The sequence below is a fragment of the Bacteroides sp. 14(A) genome (assembly GCF_000526555.1).
GTDB classification, from domain to species: Bacteria; Bacteroidota; Bacteroidia; order Bacteroidales; family Bacteroidaceae; genus Bacteroides; species Bacteroides cellulosilyticus.
This window is the reverse complement of the sequence record NZ_JAGH01000005.1, coordinates 632,219-650,233: the sequence shown is the minus strand read 5'-3', so window position 1 is coordinate 650,233 and position 18,015 is coordinate 632,219. Positions and strand designations below refer to the sequence as shown.

Below are 18,015 nucleotides of genomic sequence, written 5' to 3'. Positions count from 1 at the left end.
GCTACTATAAAAAATTCACTACTCGATGTAAAATCATTCTTGCCGAGTAGTTCTTTATAAATAGATATTTTACGAAATCCTACCTTTTTCAATATACTTGTTATTTCTTCCTCCGAATAATACCTTTCCCAAATGATGAAATGTTTGGCTTAGAAGTAAATATTCACTTTCATTCCAGAACCCACCGCAAGGGGCATATTCCCAATCCCGGCTTTCCTGTCTGTCATCAATAATCCCTTCCGAGAAAATATCAAAAATGAGAATACCTCCATCAGTCAGCAATAGCTCATTGGCAAACAAATATCTGTTTTTCCGAATGATCACAAAATGCTTCTTCTTCAAAACTGCCAAACTTATGAAGAATTTCAAAACCGTTCCATTCCAGGTATGAATCTAACTCTTGAGGAAAGAATAGCCTCATATCCAAATTCTGAACCGAATCAAACTCACCATTAATGAAATAGTGCCATTCTATGCGATTTATCTGAGTTTTGCTCTCGTATCGCATGATCTGCTTTATCAATACTTCTCTCCCATCTTTGGTGGTATATTTAGCAATTTCTATGGGTTCTTTTTCATGTTCTACTCTACCCCGCTGATATCATATCCTTCCTGCGCTATCGGACATAGTAAGTCTGCCTGTACCGCAACAAAGTTCAAGTATACAGGCAGACTTGTTTTTAGGCAGCCATCGCTTGTAAAATAGCAAATCATCTATATGGGTATTCATTCCATCATAAATATTCGCATCATAAATTAAATCCCCAACTTTATAATTGCTATTCATCTGATTCTTCAATATCTGGTGAGTACTAGTATTTACTTAACCATACAAAGGTAATATATTTGTTTTCATTAATAAACACTATTCCAAGTAATTCACTCTGCTTTGTCCGAATATGTTCGTTAGTCAAAACTTTTTTCTATATTCTTGTGGTGTTACCCCTTTCAATTTTTTAAAAATTCGATTAAAATGTGGTACATCATTAAATCCTACTGCAAAACAGATTTCCGACACTTGTTTTTGTGAGTGTTTTAGGAGCTCGCAAGCCGTATTCAGGCGATACTGGGTCACAAATTGTGAGAATGTCATTCCTTTGCATCGTTTGAAATATGAGCAAAATGCAGAACGGTTCATGCCTACTTCTGCGGCAATATCGTCTAAAGAGATAGCATGGACATAATGGGCCATCACATAGGTGCAAATTTGCTGCATGCGTCTCACATCCCGATCTATATTCATAGGTTTACCTGCAAAAGTATGATCGGATGAAGTGAATATGACAGGTAGCAAGCGAAACATCTCGCACAATCGTTCCAATTCGTCCATATCGTTCATCTCCAATAATATTTTGCGAATGATTCGAGAACTTTCCAAGCCAAACTTTAATGCATTAACAGGAAATGTAAGACCTGCCAAACGGTTTCTCAATTCGGGAAACACTTCTATGCATTTCAGTACAAAGGTATGACTGAAAGCAACCATCAGGTAATGAATACACCCGTCAGTGTCTGTCGATGAAGGTGTATATTCCCAGTAATGATGCATAGATGGTGGTATCAATGCTACATCACCTGCCGAAAAAGGTTGTAACGTATCACCTGCCATTCGGGTGCCATGTCCATGTAACACATAATATAGCTCCCATGCATCATGCTGATGCAGTTTGGCTTCTATATGAGCCTCAATTCGTTGGTCTATAAAAAAGAATGAGTGGTTCTCTACTTCGGGCAGCTCATAGGGAGTAATCATATCTTCCATAATTGTATGCAAAATGGTTTAATGCAAATATACGACAATTATACGAAACAATACCACAAATATACAACAAGAAAGCGGCATAACTTTGCTGCCGAAAATAACAAGTATAACTATTAAAATGTATTGTTATGGATTTCTATCAAGTATTAGAGAAAAGAAGAACCATCCGCGACTTTTCCAATAAGGAAGTAACGGATGAAGTGTTGGTAAAGGTATTGTCTGCTGCATTTAAAGCTCCGACCAACGACCATTTGCGGCAGTTTGAGTTTATTGTTGTAAGAGGGCAGGAAAACATCACCCGATTGATAGCACCTGTGGCAGAAAATACCAAAAACATCCAACAAACTGGGCTTGAAGCCACCGCAAGCATCATGGACAAGGACGAACATGCCATGTTTACCGATGCATTGCCCAAACAACAACGTATGCTAATCCAAAGCAATTGCCTTATCCTGCCGTTTTTCAAACAGAAGGATTATCCTTTATGCAAGCCGGCAAACCAAAGTTCTTTGAACTATTTCGCTTCGGCTTGGGCAGCTGTAGAGAACATTCTGTTAGCCGCAACTGCAGAAGGGCTGGCATGTGCTTTCCGTATTCCCATCGGCAATGAACCGGAGTACGTGAAACATCTCGTTAATGCTCCCGTTGGATATGAATTCACCTGTTTCCTTGCTATCGGTTATGCAGCTGAAAATGCACATATATGCAAGCAGAAAGATATTCGGGTAGAAGAGAGAATTCACAAAAACATCTGGTAAATTCAGTATAGATTAATAAAATCATCATTCCTAAAACATTGAATTTTAATTAAATAGGAATATGTCTTAAGATTTTTATCAGAATTATCTGTTTAAAGGTACTCAAAGGGGACAATCCCCCTTGTGCCATATAGTACCTTTGCAAAGTCATCTGAAACAAATGACAACAGTAAACCTTATTTTTTTAACCTATTAAACTTTAATTATTATGGCTTTAGAGTATGTAGTGACCAAGAGAGTGTTTGGCTTTGACGACACAAAAACTGAGAAGTATGTAGCAAAATCTGTACGTTCGGGACAAATGAGTTTTAGTAAAACGTGTGCAAAAGTCAGTCGACTTTGCGGAGTCCATCGAAAAATGGTAGACTTGGTAGTCAGCGGTCTGGTTGATATGATGGCGGAGGATATTGATGACGGAAAGAGCGTTCAATTGGGAGAGTTCGGCATCTTCCGCCCCACCATTAAGGCCAAAAGTGCGGATACCGCAGAAGGCGTTACGGCAAGCAATATAGTACGTAAGCGTATTGTATTCACTCCGGGGAAGATTTTCCAACGTACTTTGGGAGAAATGAGCGTAACCCGCGCCATTCCCATCGATACAGATTATACGGACGGAAGCAGTTCCGGTGGTAACGGTAGCGGCGGCAACCAAGGAGGTGACGGTGGCATAGAGGATGATCCGTTAGGATAATGCCAAATTAAAGTAGCGAAAGAACTTCGCTACTTTTTTTGTTTCCATACCTATTTATATGGATAATATCTCTTATTTTTGCACATATTATAACTATAAATAGGTAATATGGAAACATCAAAAGTCTACTACACAGACCTGCGTACCTCTCCTACTTCCAATCTTCTGGATAAGATGGAGCGCCTGGTAAAGCGGGCAGGTATTGAACAGCTACCCTTAAAAGACAGTTTTGTCGCTATCAAGATTCACTTCGGTGAGCCGGGAAACCTTGCTTATCTTCGGCCGAACTACGCGGCTCGCATGGCAAACCTATTGCGCAACAATGGTGCGAAACCTTTCTTGACGGACTGTAACACACTATATTCAGGCCGTCGTGCCAACGCCGTCGATCACTTGCAAAGCGCAATGGAAAACGGTTATAATCCTATATCCGCCCAATGCCAGGTCATCATCGGAGATGGATTAAAAGGTACGGATTGCCGGGAAATTCCCTTGAACGGTGAGTACTGTGCCGCCCCCAAGATTGGTACTGCCATAGCCGATGCGGATATTATCATCAGCATGAATCACTTTAAAGGGCACGAACAGGCCGGCTTTGGCGGAGCTTTAAAGAATTTAGGCATGGGCTGTGCCAGCGTAGCCGGAAAACTGGAACTGCATTCGGCCTCTCAACCCAAAATAGATACGGAAAGTTGCATCGGCTGCAATATCTGCGTGAAGCACTGTGCACACGACGCCGTACATCTGAATGCAGGACGCAAAGCAGAAATAGATTACGCGAAATGCGTAGGTTGCGGGCAGTGTGTCGCCTTGTGCCAGTATGACGGCGCCATTATGGGCGATGAAGATACGTCCGAACGCTTAAACTATAAGATTGCCGAATATTCACTGGCCGTAGTGAAAGATAAGCCCAACTTCCACATCAGTTTTATAATGAATGTATCTCCGGAATGTGACTGTTGGAATCATAATGACGCCGCCATTGTACCCGACCTCGGTATTCTGGCATCTACAGACCCGGTGGCTCTGGATAAAGCATGCGCGGATATGGTGATCCAGGCTCCTATACTGCACACGGGTAACCGCCTTTCTGCCGGACATGAGCACGATGATTTGTGCGGCCATGATAAGTTCCACATGATGCACCCGGATACGGACTGGCTAGCTGGATTGCGCCATGCGGAAAAGATCGGATTGGGCAATATGCAATATGAATTGGTGAAGATTTAAACCTTTTCCGTCCGAAAGAGTCTTAATATAAATGTAGCGATACAAAACCTGTAAGGATTGAGACAAATCTTCAAACAAAATGAGCACTCATCCCCTACTTTTGTATCTTGAAGAAACATAATAATAACAAATTAAAATCTAATCATTGAATAATGGAAACATCTGCTAAACTCTACTCTTTGTCGTTCAGTAACGTGAAGACCTATTTGTTTGCATTCTTATTTGTTGCAGGAAATATAGCATTGCCGCAGCTTTGCCATCTGGTTCCCATGGGCGGACCGACTTTGCTGCCTATCTATTTCTTTACACTGATTGCTGCCTATAAATTCGGTTTCCGTGTAGGACTGCTTACAGCTTTACTTTCTCCGGTGATTAATCATTTACTGTTTGGTATGCCCGCTGCCGCTGCATTGCCTGTGTTGCTGATAAAATCCGGTTTGCTTGCAGGAGCCGCTGCATTTGCCGCACGATATACAAAGAAGATATCCTTAGTTGCATTGCTTGGTGTGATTCTTGCTTACCAGGTGATAGGCACTGCTTTTGAATGGGCTATATGTGGTAACTTCTTCCTGGCCGTACAAGATTTCCGTATCGGTATTCCGGGTATGCTGATCCAATGGTTCGGTGGTTACGCTCTGCTGAAAGCTATTTCCAAACTTTAATAATAGACTATCTCCCATAACAATATGGCAAAAACAATGGAAGAAGTGCTGGAGCGCTTCCGCACAATTGAATTCCACGATGATTTTGATATGATCGTGGCTATTGCTAATGGCGGTATCGTTCCAGCAGGTATCATCAACCAGCGATTGCAAAAAGAAGTGCATCTGCTACGTATCAATTTGCGAGATGAATACCAGCATCCGAAGTATGATGCACCCCAGTTGCTCGCTCCGGTTGACTTTGATTTTAAAGATAAAAGCATCTTATTGGTAGATGACCGTATTAAGACAGGCTCTACCATTCGTCTGGCGTGCGAATTACTGAAAGAGGCACGTCTGATAAAAACATTCGCAGTCAATGGTACGGCAGATTATGCCTTGTTTGACGAGACGTGTTTTAAGTTCCCGTGGATACTATAAGTAATTAATAATTAGCAATTAATAATTAATAATTAATAATTCGAGAAGGGCCTATGGATAGAAGGGATTTCTTAAAGACTCTGGCGGTGACGGGGGCGGTGATGACCGTGCAACGTTCCGAAGCAATGGACATACTGGCGCAAAAGCTGACAAATGCTGGCGGCGGTAAGGTGGATCTGGTAGCTGTGATGGGTGGAGAACCGGAAGCGATGTTCAGGCGTGCTATTACAGAAATGGGTGGCATGAAACAGTTTATCAAACCGGGACAAAAGGTAGTGGTTAAACCAAATATCGGTTGGGATAAAGTACCCGAACTGGCCGGTAATACGAATCCGAAGCTGGTTGCGGAAATTGTGAAGCAATGTCTTGCCGCAGGTGCCAAGGAGGTTACGGTTTTTGATCATACTTGCGATGACTGGCAGAAGTGCTACAAGAACAGCGGCATTGAAGAAGCTGCCAAAGCTGCGGGTGCCAAGGTTATGCCGGCTCATCTGGAAAGCTACTACAAACCAGTCTCATTGCCCAAAGGCGTACGCATGAAAAGTGCCAAGGTACACGAAGCTATTCTGAACAGTGATGTATGGATCAATGTGCCCATCCTGAAAAACCATGGAGGTGCCAATCTGACGATTTCCATGAAGAATCACATGGGTATTGTCTGGAATCGCGGTTTCTTCCATTCCAACGACTTGCAGCAATGTATTGCCGATATCTGCACAATGGATAAGAAAGCAGTGCTGAATGTGGTGGATGCCTATCGCGTTTTGAAAACGAACGGCCCGCGCGGACGTTCTGCTTCGGATGTGGTATTGACCAAAGGATTATTTATTTCACAGGATATTGTGGCCGTAGATACGGCTGCCACCAAATTCTTTAACCAAGTTCGCGAAATGCCGCTTGAAAGTGTAGCTCACCTTGCTAATGGGCAGGCATTGAAGATTGGAACGATGGATTTGGATAAGCTGAATGTGAAGCGTATCAGGCTTTAATTCAAGCAATATAAAGTATACACACTTATGTTGAGGAAAGCACGTATTATACTGTCCGTTGTTATCTTCGGGCTGATAACCTTTTATTTTCTGGATTTTGCGGAAATATTGCCAAATAGTTTCCACAGACTGGCGCATATACAGTTTGTACCGGCATTGATGTCACTCAGTTTTATCATCCTGGCAGTGCTGATACTGATTACCTTGTTATTGGGACGTATCTATTGCTCTACAATTTGTCCGATGGGTATCTTTCAGGATATAGTGACCTGGATTTCTAAAAAAACGGCAAAGAAAAAGAAACGTTTCCGCTACTCGCCTGCCAAGAATATACTGCGCTGGGGAGTATTGGGTGTAACAGCTATAGCTTTTCTTTTCGGATTTACGGTCATTTTAGGTCTGCTTGATCCTTACAGTGCTTTCGGACGTATGACGGTCAATGTGTTTAAACCTGTGTATATGTTAGGGAACAATTTGCTGGAAAGCATATTTTCAAGTTTTAATAACTATACTTTCTATCAAGTGGACGCTTCTCTCCTGAGTATCTCGTCCTTTATTATCGGACTGTTAACGTTCTTAGTGTTTGGCTTTCTGGCATGGAAATACGGACGTACCTGGTGCAACACAATATGCCCGGTAGGTACGCTGCTTGGCTTTCTAAGCCGCTTCTCACTATTTAAAGTACGTATCGATACAGAAAAATGCAATCATTGCGGACTGTGTGCCACTAAATGCAAAGCCTCATGTATTAATAGTCCGGAACAGACTATTGACTACAGTCGTTGCGTAGATTGTTTCGATTGTCTGGGTGAATGTCGCCAGAACGCACTTAGTTATACCACTCCCCTCAAAACAGAGAAACAGGTGACTGACGCTTCCAAGCGCCGTTTTTTACTTGCCGGGCTGACAACTGCTGCCGCAACTCCTAAAGTTATGGCACAAGCCCAGAACGTAGCAGCTGCGGCAGCCGGAATGAAAAGTGATAAACGTCAGACGCCTATAACACCGCCGGGATCTATCAGTCTGGAGCATTTTCAGGCACATTGCACCTCGTGCCACCTGTGTGTCAGCAAATGCCCCTCTCATGTACTGAAACCTGCTTTTATGGAGTATGGTTTCGGGGGAATGCTGCAACCGACCGTTTTCTTTGAAAAGGGTTTCTGTAATTTTGATTGTACCGTATGCGGGGATGTTTGTCCGAATGGAGCTATCCTGCCACTGACGAAAGAGCAGAAACACCTGACACAGATGGGTAAAGTTGTCTTCATCGAGGAGAACTGCATCGTCTACCGTGACGGAACCAGTTGTGGGGCTTGTTCAGAACATTGTCCTACGCAAGCTCTGTCGATGATTCCTTTCAAGGACGGATTGACAATTCCTCATATAGATACGGAAATTTGTGTAGGTTGTGGCGGTTGTGAATATGTCTGCCCTGCCCGCCCTTTCCGCGCCGTATACATCGAAGGAAATGCCGTACAACAAGAAGCTAAACCCTTCACCGATAATCATCAGGAAGAAATTCAGGTAGATGATTTTGGCTTTTGATTAAATATTTTCCCGATTCCCACTGACGCCTGTCTTCGATTGTATAAATTGGGGGCAGGCGTTGCTTTTTCTCTATACTTAGCACATTTTTCTCCCTTTTTACTTTCAACCTACGATAAAATCACTAATTTCGTGGCGAACAAATATATGGTAGATTTTTTACATGGAGGCAACATCAAATAATTGGTTTACGAACAAATATCCTATAGGATATGCTTTGAGCGGTGGTTTTATCAAGGGTTTCGCGCATCTGGGCGTGATGCAGTCATTGTTGGAACATGACATCAAACCTAATATCCTTTCGGGAGTAAGCGCAGGGGCTTTGGCAGGCGTGTTTTATGCAGACGGTAACGAACCGCATAAAGTGCTGGATTACTTTTCCGGGCATAAGTTCCAGGACCTGACCAAATTAGTCATCCCGAAAGTGGGATTGTTCGAGTTAGGAGAATTTATTGATTTTCTGAAAACCAACCTGAAAGCAAAGACGATGGAAGAATTGCAAATACCTCTCATCATCACTGCAACCGACCTCGATCACGGACGTGTGGTGCATTTTCACAAAGGGAATATTGCCGAACGTGTGGCGGCTTCCTGCTGTATGCCCGTCCTCTTCTCTCCTGTAAAAATAGAAGGAACGCATTATGTAGATGGTGGGGTGTTTATGAACTTACCTGTATCTACCATCCGGCGTGTTTGTAGCAAAGTGGTGGCAGTAAATGTTAGCCCGCTACTGGCGAACAAATATAAGATGAATATTGTAAGTATTGCCATGCGTTCCTACCACTTCATGTTCCGTGCCAATACATTTCCAGAACGGGAAAAAGCGGATTTATTAATAGAACCGTATAACCTGGATGGATACAGCAATACCGAACTGGAAAAAGCAGAAGAGATATTTATGCAGGGATACAATGCCGCTAACACTCTTCTGGATCAATTGAAAGCGGATCAGGGAACCATCTGGAAAGATGAAAGTAATTATCAAATCATAAAATAAAAAAGAGAATGGGGAAAGATGAAAAAATGATTATCTATCAAGTGTTTACGCGCTTGTTTGGTAACAATCATAATCACTGCATCAATAACGGAAACATAACAGAAAACGGATGCGGTAAAATGGCGGACTTTACAGCCAAGGCACTCAATGAAATAAAGAAGTTGGGAGCCACCCATATTTGGTATACCGGTATCATAGAGCATGCCACGCAAACGGATTATCGCCGTTACAACATACGTCCCGATCATCCGGCTATTGTTAAGGGTAAAGCAGGCTCTCCTTATGCCATCAAGGATTATTATGACGTGGATCCGGACTTGGCAAACGATGTACAGGAGCGTATGAAGGAATTTGAAAATCTGGTACAACGTACTCATCGCAGCGGTCTGAAAGTCATTATTGATTTTGTTCCGAATCACGTTGCCCGCCAATATCATTCGGATGCACAACCTGACGGAACTTCACAGTTGGGTGCAAATGATGATCCTAATTACGCTTTCAGCCCATATAATAATTTTTACTATATCCCTCAATCCGAATTGCACGGTCAGTTCGATATGAAAGGATCGGCTGCTGAACCTTATAAAGAATGTCCTGCCAAGGCTACGGGGAACAATCGTTTCGATGCCTATCCCAATATCACCGACTGGTACGAAACCGTGAAACTGAATTATGGAGTGGACTATCAGAATGGTGGAACCTGTCATTTCAATCCCACTCCGGACACCTGGACAAAGATGCTGGATATCCTTCTTTTCTGGGCAGACAAGAATATCGACGGTTTTCGTTGTGACATGGCGGAAATGGTTCCGGTTGAGTTCTGGGAATGGGTGATTCCGCAAGTGAAAGAAAAGCATCCTGACTTGTTATTCATTGCAGAGGTTTATAATCCGGCAGAATATCAGAATTACATATTCCGCGGAAAATTTGATTATCTATATGACAAGGTAGGTCTTTATGATACACTTCGCAATGTGATTTGCGGCTATGATTCGGCTACGGCCATTACCCGTTCCTGGCAAAGTCTGGGTGGCATCGAGAAACGGATGCTGAATTTCCTGGAGAACCATGACGAACAGCGCATTGCTTCTGATTTCTTCGCCGGCAATCCGCGTAAAGCCATTCCGGGATTGATTGTTTCAGCTTGTATGAATACCAATCCAATGATGATTTATTTCGGGCAGGAATTCGGTGAACTGGGCATGGATAGCGAAGGTTTCAGTGGCAGAGACGGGCGTACCACTATTTTTGATTATTGGAGCGTAGATACCATTCGTCGCTGGCGGAATGGTGGGAAGTTCGATGGCAAGATGCTGACGGAAGACCAAAAACACATCTATAGTATCTATCAACGCATCCTGACGCTTTGCAACAAAGAAAAAGCAATCACTGAAGGAGAATTCTTCGATCTGATGTATGCCAACGCAAATGGCTGGCGCTTCAATGAGCATAAACAATACACATTCTTGCGCAAAGCTGGAAAAGAGTTATTGTTCATTATCGTGAACTTTGACCACATTTCAGTAGATGTAGCTATCAATGTGCCTTCTCATGCCTTTGACTTCCTGCAGATACCGCAGATGGATATTTATCCGGCAGTAGATTTGTTAACCGGAAAGACGGAAAGTATTAGTCTGCTGCCTTATAAGGCTACGGAGGTTTCTGTAGAGGGATACAGTGGAAAGATTTTGAAAATCAAGCTATAATAAGAATTTCACCACGGAGTAACACAGAGCTCTGTGTTACTCCGTGGTGCTTTCTCCTTCCAGTTTTTCCTTCAGTCTGTACAGACGCGTAATGGCCGGATTGTAAAACTCATCCGGATAATGCGCTTTGATATCGTTTATATTTGCCACTACGTATTGTCTAAGATTCACAATCTTTTCGGCCTCACTTAGTTGTAACTCTTTGGGTAACTGTGCGTTCTCAGCCCACTTCATCAAGGCATTCACACTTTCCTCATCATACTTATATTCCATATGTTCGTATAATTTTTCTACAAAGATATAAACAAATGATAAAAACACACATACCCCTTCGAACTTTTTCTGTGGAGACGTGTTATATTATTGTGTTTTTCATAGTATTAGATATAAGATTAATTAAAGGAGACTGTACCCGCTTGTGATAAGTAAGTACATCAAAAACAGAAGCGTCTGTTTGATTGATAAATGTGTAAGGAGCATCGGTTTACCAGAGCCGATGCTTTTTTTGTCCCTGTTTGTAGCATGTTAGGAAAATTATGCGTAATTTTGTCAGATAATAAGGAAAATACCAATATGAACATCCCTGTTATTTTTCAATTCTTGAAAGAAGTGTCCGCTAACAATAACCGCGAATGGTTCAATGCTCACAAGGACTTGTATGAAGAAGCCCGTGGGGAATTTGAGAACCTGTTATCGGCTATAATTACCCGTATCTCGCTTTTCGATGAAAGTATTCGTGGCGTTCAAGTCAAAGACTGTACTTACCGGATTTATCGTGATACGCGCTTTTCGCAGGACAAGACCCCGTATAAAACTCATTTGGGCGGATACATCAACGCCCGCGGTAAGAAATCAGACCACTGCGGTTACTATGTTCACATTGAACCGGGCAACTGTCTGTTGGCAGGTGGTAGCTATTGCCTGCCTCCTAAGACGCTGAAAGCCGTGCGACAGGCAGTGTATGATAACATAGACGAATTTCGCGGTATAGTTGAAAATCCGGATTTCAAGCAATACTTCCCGGTAATAGGCGAAGACTTCCTGAAAACAGCTCCCAAAGGATTTCCAAAGGATTTTGAATATGTACAATATCTGAAATGCAAGGAATATACCTGTTATTGTAATCAACCGGACAGCTTCTTTCTGGCATCCGATTGCGTGGATCGTACGGCGGAAATCTTCAAGCAAATGAAACCTTTTGCTGATTTCCTGAACTACACGATTGACGACTTTGAATAAAATTTGATAATAATATAACTAACTTAAAACATTAAAGCTATGGTAGTAGATAGATTAGAAAATTTAGAAAAATATGCATCGTTGAACCCCTTGTTCGCCCAAGCTATTGAATTCTTGCAATCACATGACTTGAACGCAATGGAAGTTGGCAAAACCGAACTGAAAGGTAAAGACCTGGTTGTAAACGTAGCTCAAACTACCCCTAAAGCTAAAGAACAAGCCAAACTGGAAACACACAATGAATTTATAGATATCCAGATTCCGCTCTCCGGTGCGGAAGTAATGGGCTATACCGCAGGAAAAGATTGTGTACCGGCTGATGCTCCGTACAATGCAGAGAAAGATATCACTTTCTTTGAAGGACTGGCTGAAACTTATATCACTGTAAAACCTGGAATGTTTGCTATATTCTTCCCTCAAGACGGACATGCCCCCGGCATTTCTCCCGACGGTGTGAAGAAAGTCATTGTGAAAGTGAAAGCATAATAATCCAATCAATCAAAAACTCATCCTTTATGGAAACATTGAATTTGATCAAAAACGACCCCTGGCTGGAACCTTTCGAAGATGCCATTAAAGGCCGTCATCAGCATGTATTAGACAAAGAGGCTGAACTGACGAACAAAGGGAAACAGACTTTGTCTGATTTTGCCTCGGGATATTTATATTTCGGACTTCACCGTACTGCTGACGGCTGGATTTTCCGTGAATGGGCACCCAACGCCACAGAAATATTTATTGTGGGCACATTCAATGAATGGAAAGAACTGAAGAAGTACAGTCTGAAACGTAAGGATTATGGTGTTTGGGAAATCAAACTCCCGGCAGATGCCATGAGACACGGTGATTTATACAAACTCATTGTACATTGGGAAGGCGGTTGCGGAGAACGTATTCCTGCCTGGGCAACACGGGTGGTACAAGACGAGCAAACCAAGATTTTCAGTGCGCAGGTCTGGTCACCGGAAAAGCCATATAAAGTAAAGAAGCGTACATTTAAACCTAATACGGATCCTTTGCTTATCTACGAATGCCATATCGGTATGGCGCAACAGGAAGATAAAGTAGGAACTTACAACGAGTTCCGTGAAAAAACTCTTCCGCGCATAGCTAAAGCCGGATACAATTGCATTCAAATCATGGCAATTCAGGAACATCCCTACTACGGTAGTTTCGGTTACCATGTATCCAGTTTCTTTGCCGCTTCTTCCCGTTTCGGTACTCCGGAAGAATTGAAGGAGTTGATCGATACCGCACACGGATTGGGTATTGCAGTGATTATGGACATCGTTCATTCTCATGCAGTAAAGAATGAAGTGGAAGGCTTGGGCAATTTTGCCGGTGATCCGAATCAATACTTCTACCCCGGCGCACGACGTGAACATCCGGCTTGGGACTCACTTTGTTTCGACTATGGAAAGAATGAAGTTATCCATTTTCTTCTTTCTAATTGTAAGTACTGGCTTGAGGAATACGGATTCGACGGCTTCCGGTTCGATGGTGTAACATCTATGCTCTATTATAGTCACGGACTGGGTGAAGCCTTCTGTAATTATGGAGACTATTTCAATGGCCATCAGGATGACAATGCCATTTGTTACCTGACACTTGCCAACAAACTTATCCACGAAGTAAATTCCAAAGCAATAACGATTGCTGAGGAAGTATCGGGAATGCCCGGTCTTGCAGCTAAAGTTGAAGACGGCGGCTATGGTTTCGACTACCGTATGGCTATGAACATCCCCGATTATTGGATCAAGACCATCAAGGAAAAAATAGACGAAGACTGGAAACCGTCCAGCATGTTCTGGGAAGTAACCAATCGTCGTAAAGATGAAAAAACCATATCTTATGCAGAAAGTCATGACCAGGCATTAGTGGGCGATAAGACGATTATCTTCCGTCTGATAGATGCCGATATGTACTGGCATATGCAGAAAGGTGATGAAAACTACACAGTGAATCGTGGTATTGCTCTTCACAAGATGATACGTTTACTGACTTCAAGTACTATCAATGGTGGTTATCTTAACTTCATGGGCAACGAATTCGGTCATCCCGAATGGATTGATTTTCCACGTGAAGGTAATGGATGGTCATGCAAGTATGCCCGCCGTCAGTGGGATTTGGTAGATAACAAGAATCTTACTTACCATTATATGGCCGACTTTGATGCTGATATGCTCAAAACCATTAAGAGCGTGAAAGCTTTCCAGGCAACACCTGTTCAGGAAATCTGGCACAATGACGGCGATCAGGTATTGGCATATATGCGTAAAGATTATGTCTTTGTGTTCAATTTCAATCCCAAACAGTCATTTACCGATTATGGCTTCCTGGTTTCTCCGGGCACATATGAAGTAGTATTGAATACGGATAATCCTGCTTATGGCGGTAATGGATTGACTGATGACACTGTAAAACATTTCACTATTGCTGATCCTCTTTATGAAAAAGAGAAGAAGGAATGGTTGAAGTTATATATTCCTGCCCGTACAGCAGTAGTATTGAAGAAAACTAAATAACATACTATAAATAAGAAAGCCGTGTCGGGAAATTCCAACACGGCTTTTTTATTCTTCTTTTCGATAGATTATTTCAATTGCGCTTCAATTTGCGGTAATAGTTTCTTAATATTATCTATCATACTTTTTTCACGAGGTTTGTCTGCCGAGAGTAAGGGGAGTGCACGTTCCAGATACGTTTTAGCATTCTGGAAGTTTTTGTCAGCGATTTCTTTCTGTGCATCATACTTAGCTTTATCTGAATTAGCCAATGGTGCTGCATTCTTCAGAACTAAAGCTGCCTTATTATAAGAAAGTGTACCCAAGCTGTACAATGCATTGGTATTCTTTTCATCGTCAGCAAGTACTTGTTTGAAAGCTTCTTCAGCATCATCCAGTTTATTAGCCTTTTGTGCTTTAATACCGGCGTTCAGATAATAATTAGCATGAAGTCTTTTCAATGTCTTGTTTTCCGGAGCTGCTTCTATACCCTCTTTCAGAGTAGCAAGATACTCACTGTCTTTTTTCAAATCCTTCAATGCACCGGCTTTACCTACATATGCATTTCCCAGATTATATTTCTTTTGAATAGCAATATCAAAATACTTGAGAGCTTCTTCCGGTTTTTTGATTTTATCGGCACAAACGCCGCAGTTGTAAGCGATAACAGAGTCCTGATTGTTTGTCTGTGTCAGGTAGGTACTGAATTTTGTAAATGCTTCCTGGTAATTTTTGGCTTCGAGTGCTGCCTTTCCTTCGTTAATTAGATTTCCAGGTTCTGTAGTTTGCGCAAAAAAATTAGTTGCTGCACAACACAGCGCAATGGATAACAAAAATTTTTTCATGTGCTTTAAATTTTAAAAGTTGATATCCCAAAATTAGTGTTCATAGCTATAGAAGCAAAACCATTTTAACTTTTTTGTAGTTTTTAGGACAGCTGTAACAAATGTTATTTTACGTAAATTTCAAGGGGGACTATCTAGAGACCAACAGCATGAGAAAAACAAATTGTGCACATAATCAAAATAGATTATATTTAGAATGAAAATAAATCATACAGAAAAATCCCCGTATTCTACAGAATTACCCTAATTAATGAAACAGAAAAGTCGCAAATGCTTATTTATTAGCGATTTGCGACTTTTCTTCTGTGATTCCGTTGCGATTCGAACGCAAGACCCACGCCTTAGAAGGGCGTTGCTCTATCCAGCTGAGCTACGGAACCATCCTTAATTGCGGTGCAAAGGTACGCTTTTCTGTGAAATTTGCAAAGATTTTACGCAGAAAATATTTTGTAAATAGATGCTTTTATATCCGATTAGATGTTATAATCCTAATGGTAAACCAGTTACATACCATAAAATAAATAACAAGGTCCAGGCTAATAATATATATAGAGAGTATCTCCATGTATATTTCAGTAATGAACCATAGGTCGCTTGCTTATCATATTGCTGCATGTAAGTAAGGATAAGAGGCATGTAGAACATGAAAGGAGTGATGGCATTGGTGGCACTGTCGCCAATACGAAAAGCGCATTGCACCATATCCGGAGAAATCCCCATATTGGCAAAGAACGGAACAAAGATGAAGGACATGAAAGTCCACTTGGCAGTGGCAGAAACCATAATAAGGTTCACAAGTGCTGTAAAGAGAATTAATAGAATGAGTATCCATAAACTCCCAAGATGGATGGACGAAAGCATGTCCGCTCCCATAATGGCTATACATTTATCCAAATGAGAATACTCGAAACACGCAAACATCTGAGCAGCAAAGAAAGCGATAACAAAGTAAACACCCAACAATTTCATAGGTTGAGTAAGCCCTTCAATCACATCTCCATCTGTACGATAACGACCGGAAGCAAAGCCATAAACCATCCCCATAAGCCCGATACCAAAAGAAAGCAGAAACAGAATGCCCTCTATAAAAGGAGAACGGATCAGCCCACCATTCACGCTACGCAAAATACCCCATGAAGAGAAAGTAGCCCAAAGAATCACGGTTGTATAAATCACCCCAATAGATACTGCACCTATCATAGCACGACGCTCTTTGCGGGATAATTGCTTATAACCATTGAAACGAATATGACCGGCATATTCTCCCAAAGCCGGAAGAAGATTACGGCGGGTTACCTGATAAATAATAAAAGCCAGCAAAAAAGTAGATGCAAACAAGAAATAGTAATTGCATAAAGGCCCTGTATTTCCAGGTGATACATTTGCCATATCCGCAGCTTCCTGGGTAGTGGCAGCAAGCATAGGATCCAAAGTACTCAGCATCAAGTTAGCGCTATACCCACACGAAACAGAAACGTATGCCGTAATAATACCTGCAACCGGATGCAACCCGACCGAATGGAATAAAGTTGCTGCAATCGGTAAAAGAATTATGTATCCAGCATCACCTACTACATTGGAAAGCAATCCCAAGAAAATAACCAGTATCACCATGCGCCATGGATTATGCTTACGACGTGCCCCACCGCGGATACAAGCATCTATAAAACCTGAATGTTGTGCTACCCCAATACCAAACATAGCCACAATTACTAAGCCCAGCGGAGCAAACCCCGTGAAATTAGTAACCACATGCCGCAACAGCCAACGAACACCTTCCGGACTAAGCAAACTTTGTACCCGTATCTCCTCCCCTGTTTGCGGTTGAAACACGCTCAGGCCGTAAATGTCAAATATCCATGATAGGACAATGACAGCCAGCGTCAACAAAAGAAACATTGTTGCCGGATGCGGTAAACGCCATTTGTTATTCATCATCTGCTTCCAGATTATCTATATCAAGAATACGGAGTTCCAAAGCACGCACAACCAGACGGGTTGCATTCACTCCTACCCGCTCTCCTTGTGGAAACAGACGGTTTACCAAATCATTCTGACGCTTTTCCAGAGATTTAACTCCAAAAGGCATGCCTTTCAGGTTAGCAATCATATCTTTGGTATACCCCAATGCCAGATGGCGTAGGAAACGTTCGTCATACTCATCAATATCATAACTAATAACCGCTTCCTGACGTTTGGCATCATTCGCAACAGATTGCTTGAAACGGTCTACAATTTTTTCCAGAATAGGATAATTAAAAACCAGCTTCTTTCCATCCATTACTGCCTGTACATCTGTTTTCGTAAGCAGCTCACCTGTTTTCAAAATAATACCGTCAGCACCCGCATTCAGAACATCCACCCAAAGCTTTTCATTCAGAATTTCTCCGGTAAATATGAGTACGTGTACTCCCGGATAGCGCTTAAATATATTCCGGCAGATATCCACACCAATAGTAGTAGAACCACCCAAACCTAAATCCAGCAATACCAAGTCAGGAACTCCGGCTTCTATCAATGTCCAGAATTCACTTTCGGTCATGGCCGTACCGATAACTTCTGCGTTGGGTATTTCATGGCGGAAGATTTCTTCCGTTCCTTTCAGTTCAAGTTTGACGTCTTCTACAATAATTACTTTGAATTTCTTGTCTTCCATATTCTTTAATT

Annotated in this window: 18 protein-coding genes, 1 tRNA gene and 1 pseudogene; 12 read left to right on the top strand and 8 right to left on the bottom strand. The window is 42.0% G+C overall.

Annotation, left to right across the window (positions count from 1 at the left end; all coding sequences use genetic code 11):
- Window positions 1-69 precede the first annotated feature (69 nt).
- The 3 genes and pseudogenes from K429_RS29150 to K429_RS0125585 form a co-directional block, all read right to left on the bottom strand.
- Window positions 70-342, bottom strand: a complete 273-nt coding sequence (locus K429_RS29150) for a hypothetical protein (RefSeq protein WP_231501923.1) — start codon at window positions 340-342, stop codon at window positions 70-72.
- Window positions 287-787, bottom strand: a pseudogene (locus K429_RS31060) (hypothetical protein). Before K429_RS31060 ends, K429_RS29150 begins: the two are co-directional and overlap by 56 nt.
- A gap of 123 nt (window positions 788-910) precedes the next feature.
- Window positions 911-1,762 (bottom strand): AraC family transcriptional regulator, encoded by an 852-nt coding sequence (locus K429_RS0125585; protein WP_022210094.1) that lies wholly within the window; start codon window positions 1,760-1,762, stop codon window positions 911-913.
- A 128-nt stretch (window positions 1,763-1,890) separates the two neighbouring features.
- Here K429_RS0125585 and K429_RS0125580 point away from each other — a divergent pair, with 128 nt between their 5' ends.
- From K429_RS0125580 to K429_RS0125540, 9 genes are all read left to right on the top strand, one after another.
- The gene (locus K429_RS0125580; RefSeq protein ID WP_029328590.1) at window positions 1,891-2,520 is read left to right on the top strand and encodes a nitroreductase family protein; all 630 of its coding nucleotides are present in this window, start codon (window positions 1,891-1,893) and stop codon (window positions 2,518-2,520) included.
- Window positions 2,521-2,728: 208 nt separating this feature from the next.
- The gene (locus K429_RS0125575; RefSeq protein ID WP_029328589.1) at window positions 2,729-3,211 is read left to right on the top strand and encodes an HU family DNA-binding protein; all 483 of its coding nucleotides are present in this window, start codon (window positions 2,729-2,731) and stop codon (window positions 3,209-3,211) included.
- Window positions 3,212-3,319: 108 nt separating this feature from the next.
- Complete coding sequence (locus K429_RS0125570) at window positions 3,320-4,441, top strand: DUF362 domain-containing protein (protein ID WP_007218420.1); 1,122 nt, start codon at window positions 3,320-3,322, stop codon at window positions 4,439-4,441.
- 152 nt (window positions 4,442-4,593) lie between these two features.
- Entirely contained in the window at window positions 4,594-5,103 is a 510-nt protein-coding gene (locus K429_RS0125565; protein WP_007214052.1) for a hypothetical protein, read from the top strand.
- Between the two features lie 24 nt (window positions 5,104-5,127).
- Window positions 5,128-5,523 (top strand): phosphoribosyltransferase, encoded by a 396-nt coding sequence (locus K429_RS0125560; RefSeq protein ID WP_029328588.1) that lies wholly within the window; start codon window positions 5,128-5,130, stop codon window positions 5,521-5,523.
- A 53-nt stretch (window positions 5,524-5,576) separates the two neighbouring features.
- Window positions 5,577-6,512 carry a DUF362 domain-containing protein gene (locus tag K429_RS0125555; protein WP_029328586.1) on the top strand — a complete coding sequence of 312 codons (936 nt, stop codon included), beginning with the start codon at window positions 5,577-5,579 and terminating at the stop codon, window positions 6,510-6,512.
- A gap of 27 nt (window positions 6,513-6,539) precedes the next feature.
- Window positions 6,540-8,057, top strand: coding sequence for a 4Fe-4S binding protein (locus K429_RS0125550; protein ID WP_029328585.1), 1,518 nt, complete (start codon window positions 6,540-6,542; stop codon window positions 8,055-8,057).
- A 163-nt stretch (window positions 8,058-8,220) separates the two neighbouring features.
- Complete coding sequence (locus tag K429_RS0125545) at window positions 8,221-9,054, top strand: patatin-like phospholipase family protein (protein ID WP_029328584.1); 834 nt, start codon at window positions 8,221-8,223, stop codon at window positions 9,052-9,054.
- Between the two features lie 8 nt (window positions 9,055-9,062).
- Window positions 9,063-10,760: an alpha-amylase family protein gene (locus tag K429_RS0125540; RefSeq protein WP_029328583.1), complete on the top strand. Its 1,698-nt coding sequence runs from the start codon at window positions 9,063-9,065 to the stop codon at window positions 10,758-10,760.
- Between the two features lie 36 nt (window positions 10,761-10,796).
- On the opposite strand, the gene K429_RS0125535 is transcribed toward K429_RS0125540, so the two are convergent.
- Window positions 10,797-11,033 carry a hypothetical protein gene (locus K429_RS0125535; RefSeq protein WP_007662788.1) on the bottom strand — a complete coding sequence of 79 codons (237 nt, stop codon included), beginning with the start codon at window positions 11,031-11,033 and terminating at the stop codon, window positions 10,797-10,799.
- A gap of 300 nt (window positions 11,034-11,333) precedes the next feature.
- Between K429_RS0125535 and K429_RS0125530 the strand changes: the two genes are divergently transcribed.
- The 3 genes from K429_RS0125530 to K429_RS0125520 are packed head-to-tail and all read left to right on the top strand — an operon-like array spanning window position 11,334 to window position 14,524.
- Window positions 11,334-11,999 carry a DUF2461 domain-containing protein gene (locus K429_RS0125530; protein ID WP_022210103.1) on the top strand — a complete coding sequence of 222 codons (666 nt, stop codon included), beginning with the start codon at window positions 11,334-11,336 and terminating at the stop codon, window positions 11,997-11,999.
- Window positions 12,000-12,038: 39 nt separating this feature from the next.
- Entirely contained in the window at window positions 12,039-12,485 is a 447-nt protein-coding gene (locus K429_RS0125525) for a YhcH/YjgK/YiaL family protein (protein ID WP_007214042.1), read from the top strand.
- A 29-nt stretch (window positions 12,486-12,514) separates the two neighbouring features.
- Entirely contained in the window at window positions 12,515-14,524 is a 2,010-nt protein-coding gene (locus tag K429_RS0125520; protein ID WP_007218412.1) for an alpha amylase C-terminal domain-containing protein, read from the top strand.
- Window positions 14,525-14,592: 68 nt separating this feature from the next.
- On the opposite strand, the gene K429_RS0125515 is transcribed toward K429_RS0125520, so the two are convergent.
- The 4 genes from K429_RS0125515 to K429_RS0125500 all read right to left on the bottom strand — a co-directional run bounded on the left by K429_RS0125515 (window position 14,593) and on the right by K429_RS0125500 (window position 18,004).
- Window positions 14,593-15,348 (bottom strand): hypothetical protein, encoded by a 756-nt coding sequence (locus K429_RS0125515; RefSeq protein ID WP_007218411.1) that lies wholly within the window; start codon window positions 15,346-15,348, stop codon window positions 14,593-14,595.
- 306 nt (window positions 15,349-15,654) lie between these two features.
- Window positions 15,655-15,728, bottom strand: a tRNA-Arg gene (locus K429_RS0125510).
- Window positions 15,729-15,828: 100 nt separating this feature from the next.
- A complete protein-coding gene (locus K429_RS0125505; protein ID WP_029328582.1) occupies window positions 15,829-17,283 on the bottom strand; it encodes an AbgT family transporter in 1,455 nt (484 codons plus the stop codon).
- Window positions 17,276-18,004 (bottom strand): DUF5932 domain-containing protein, encoded by a 729-nt coding sequence (locus K429_RS0125500; RefSeq protein WP_007214038.1) that lies wholly within the window; start codon window positions 18,002-18,004, stop codon window positions 17,276-17,278. Before K429_RS0125500 ends, K429_RS0125505 begins: the two co-directional genes overlap by 8 nt.
- Window positions 18,005-18,015 lie beyond the last annotated feature (11 nt).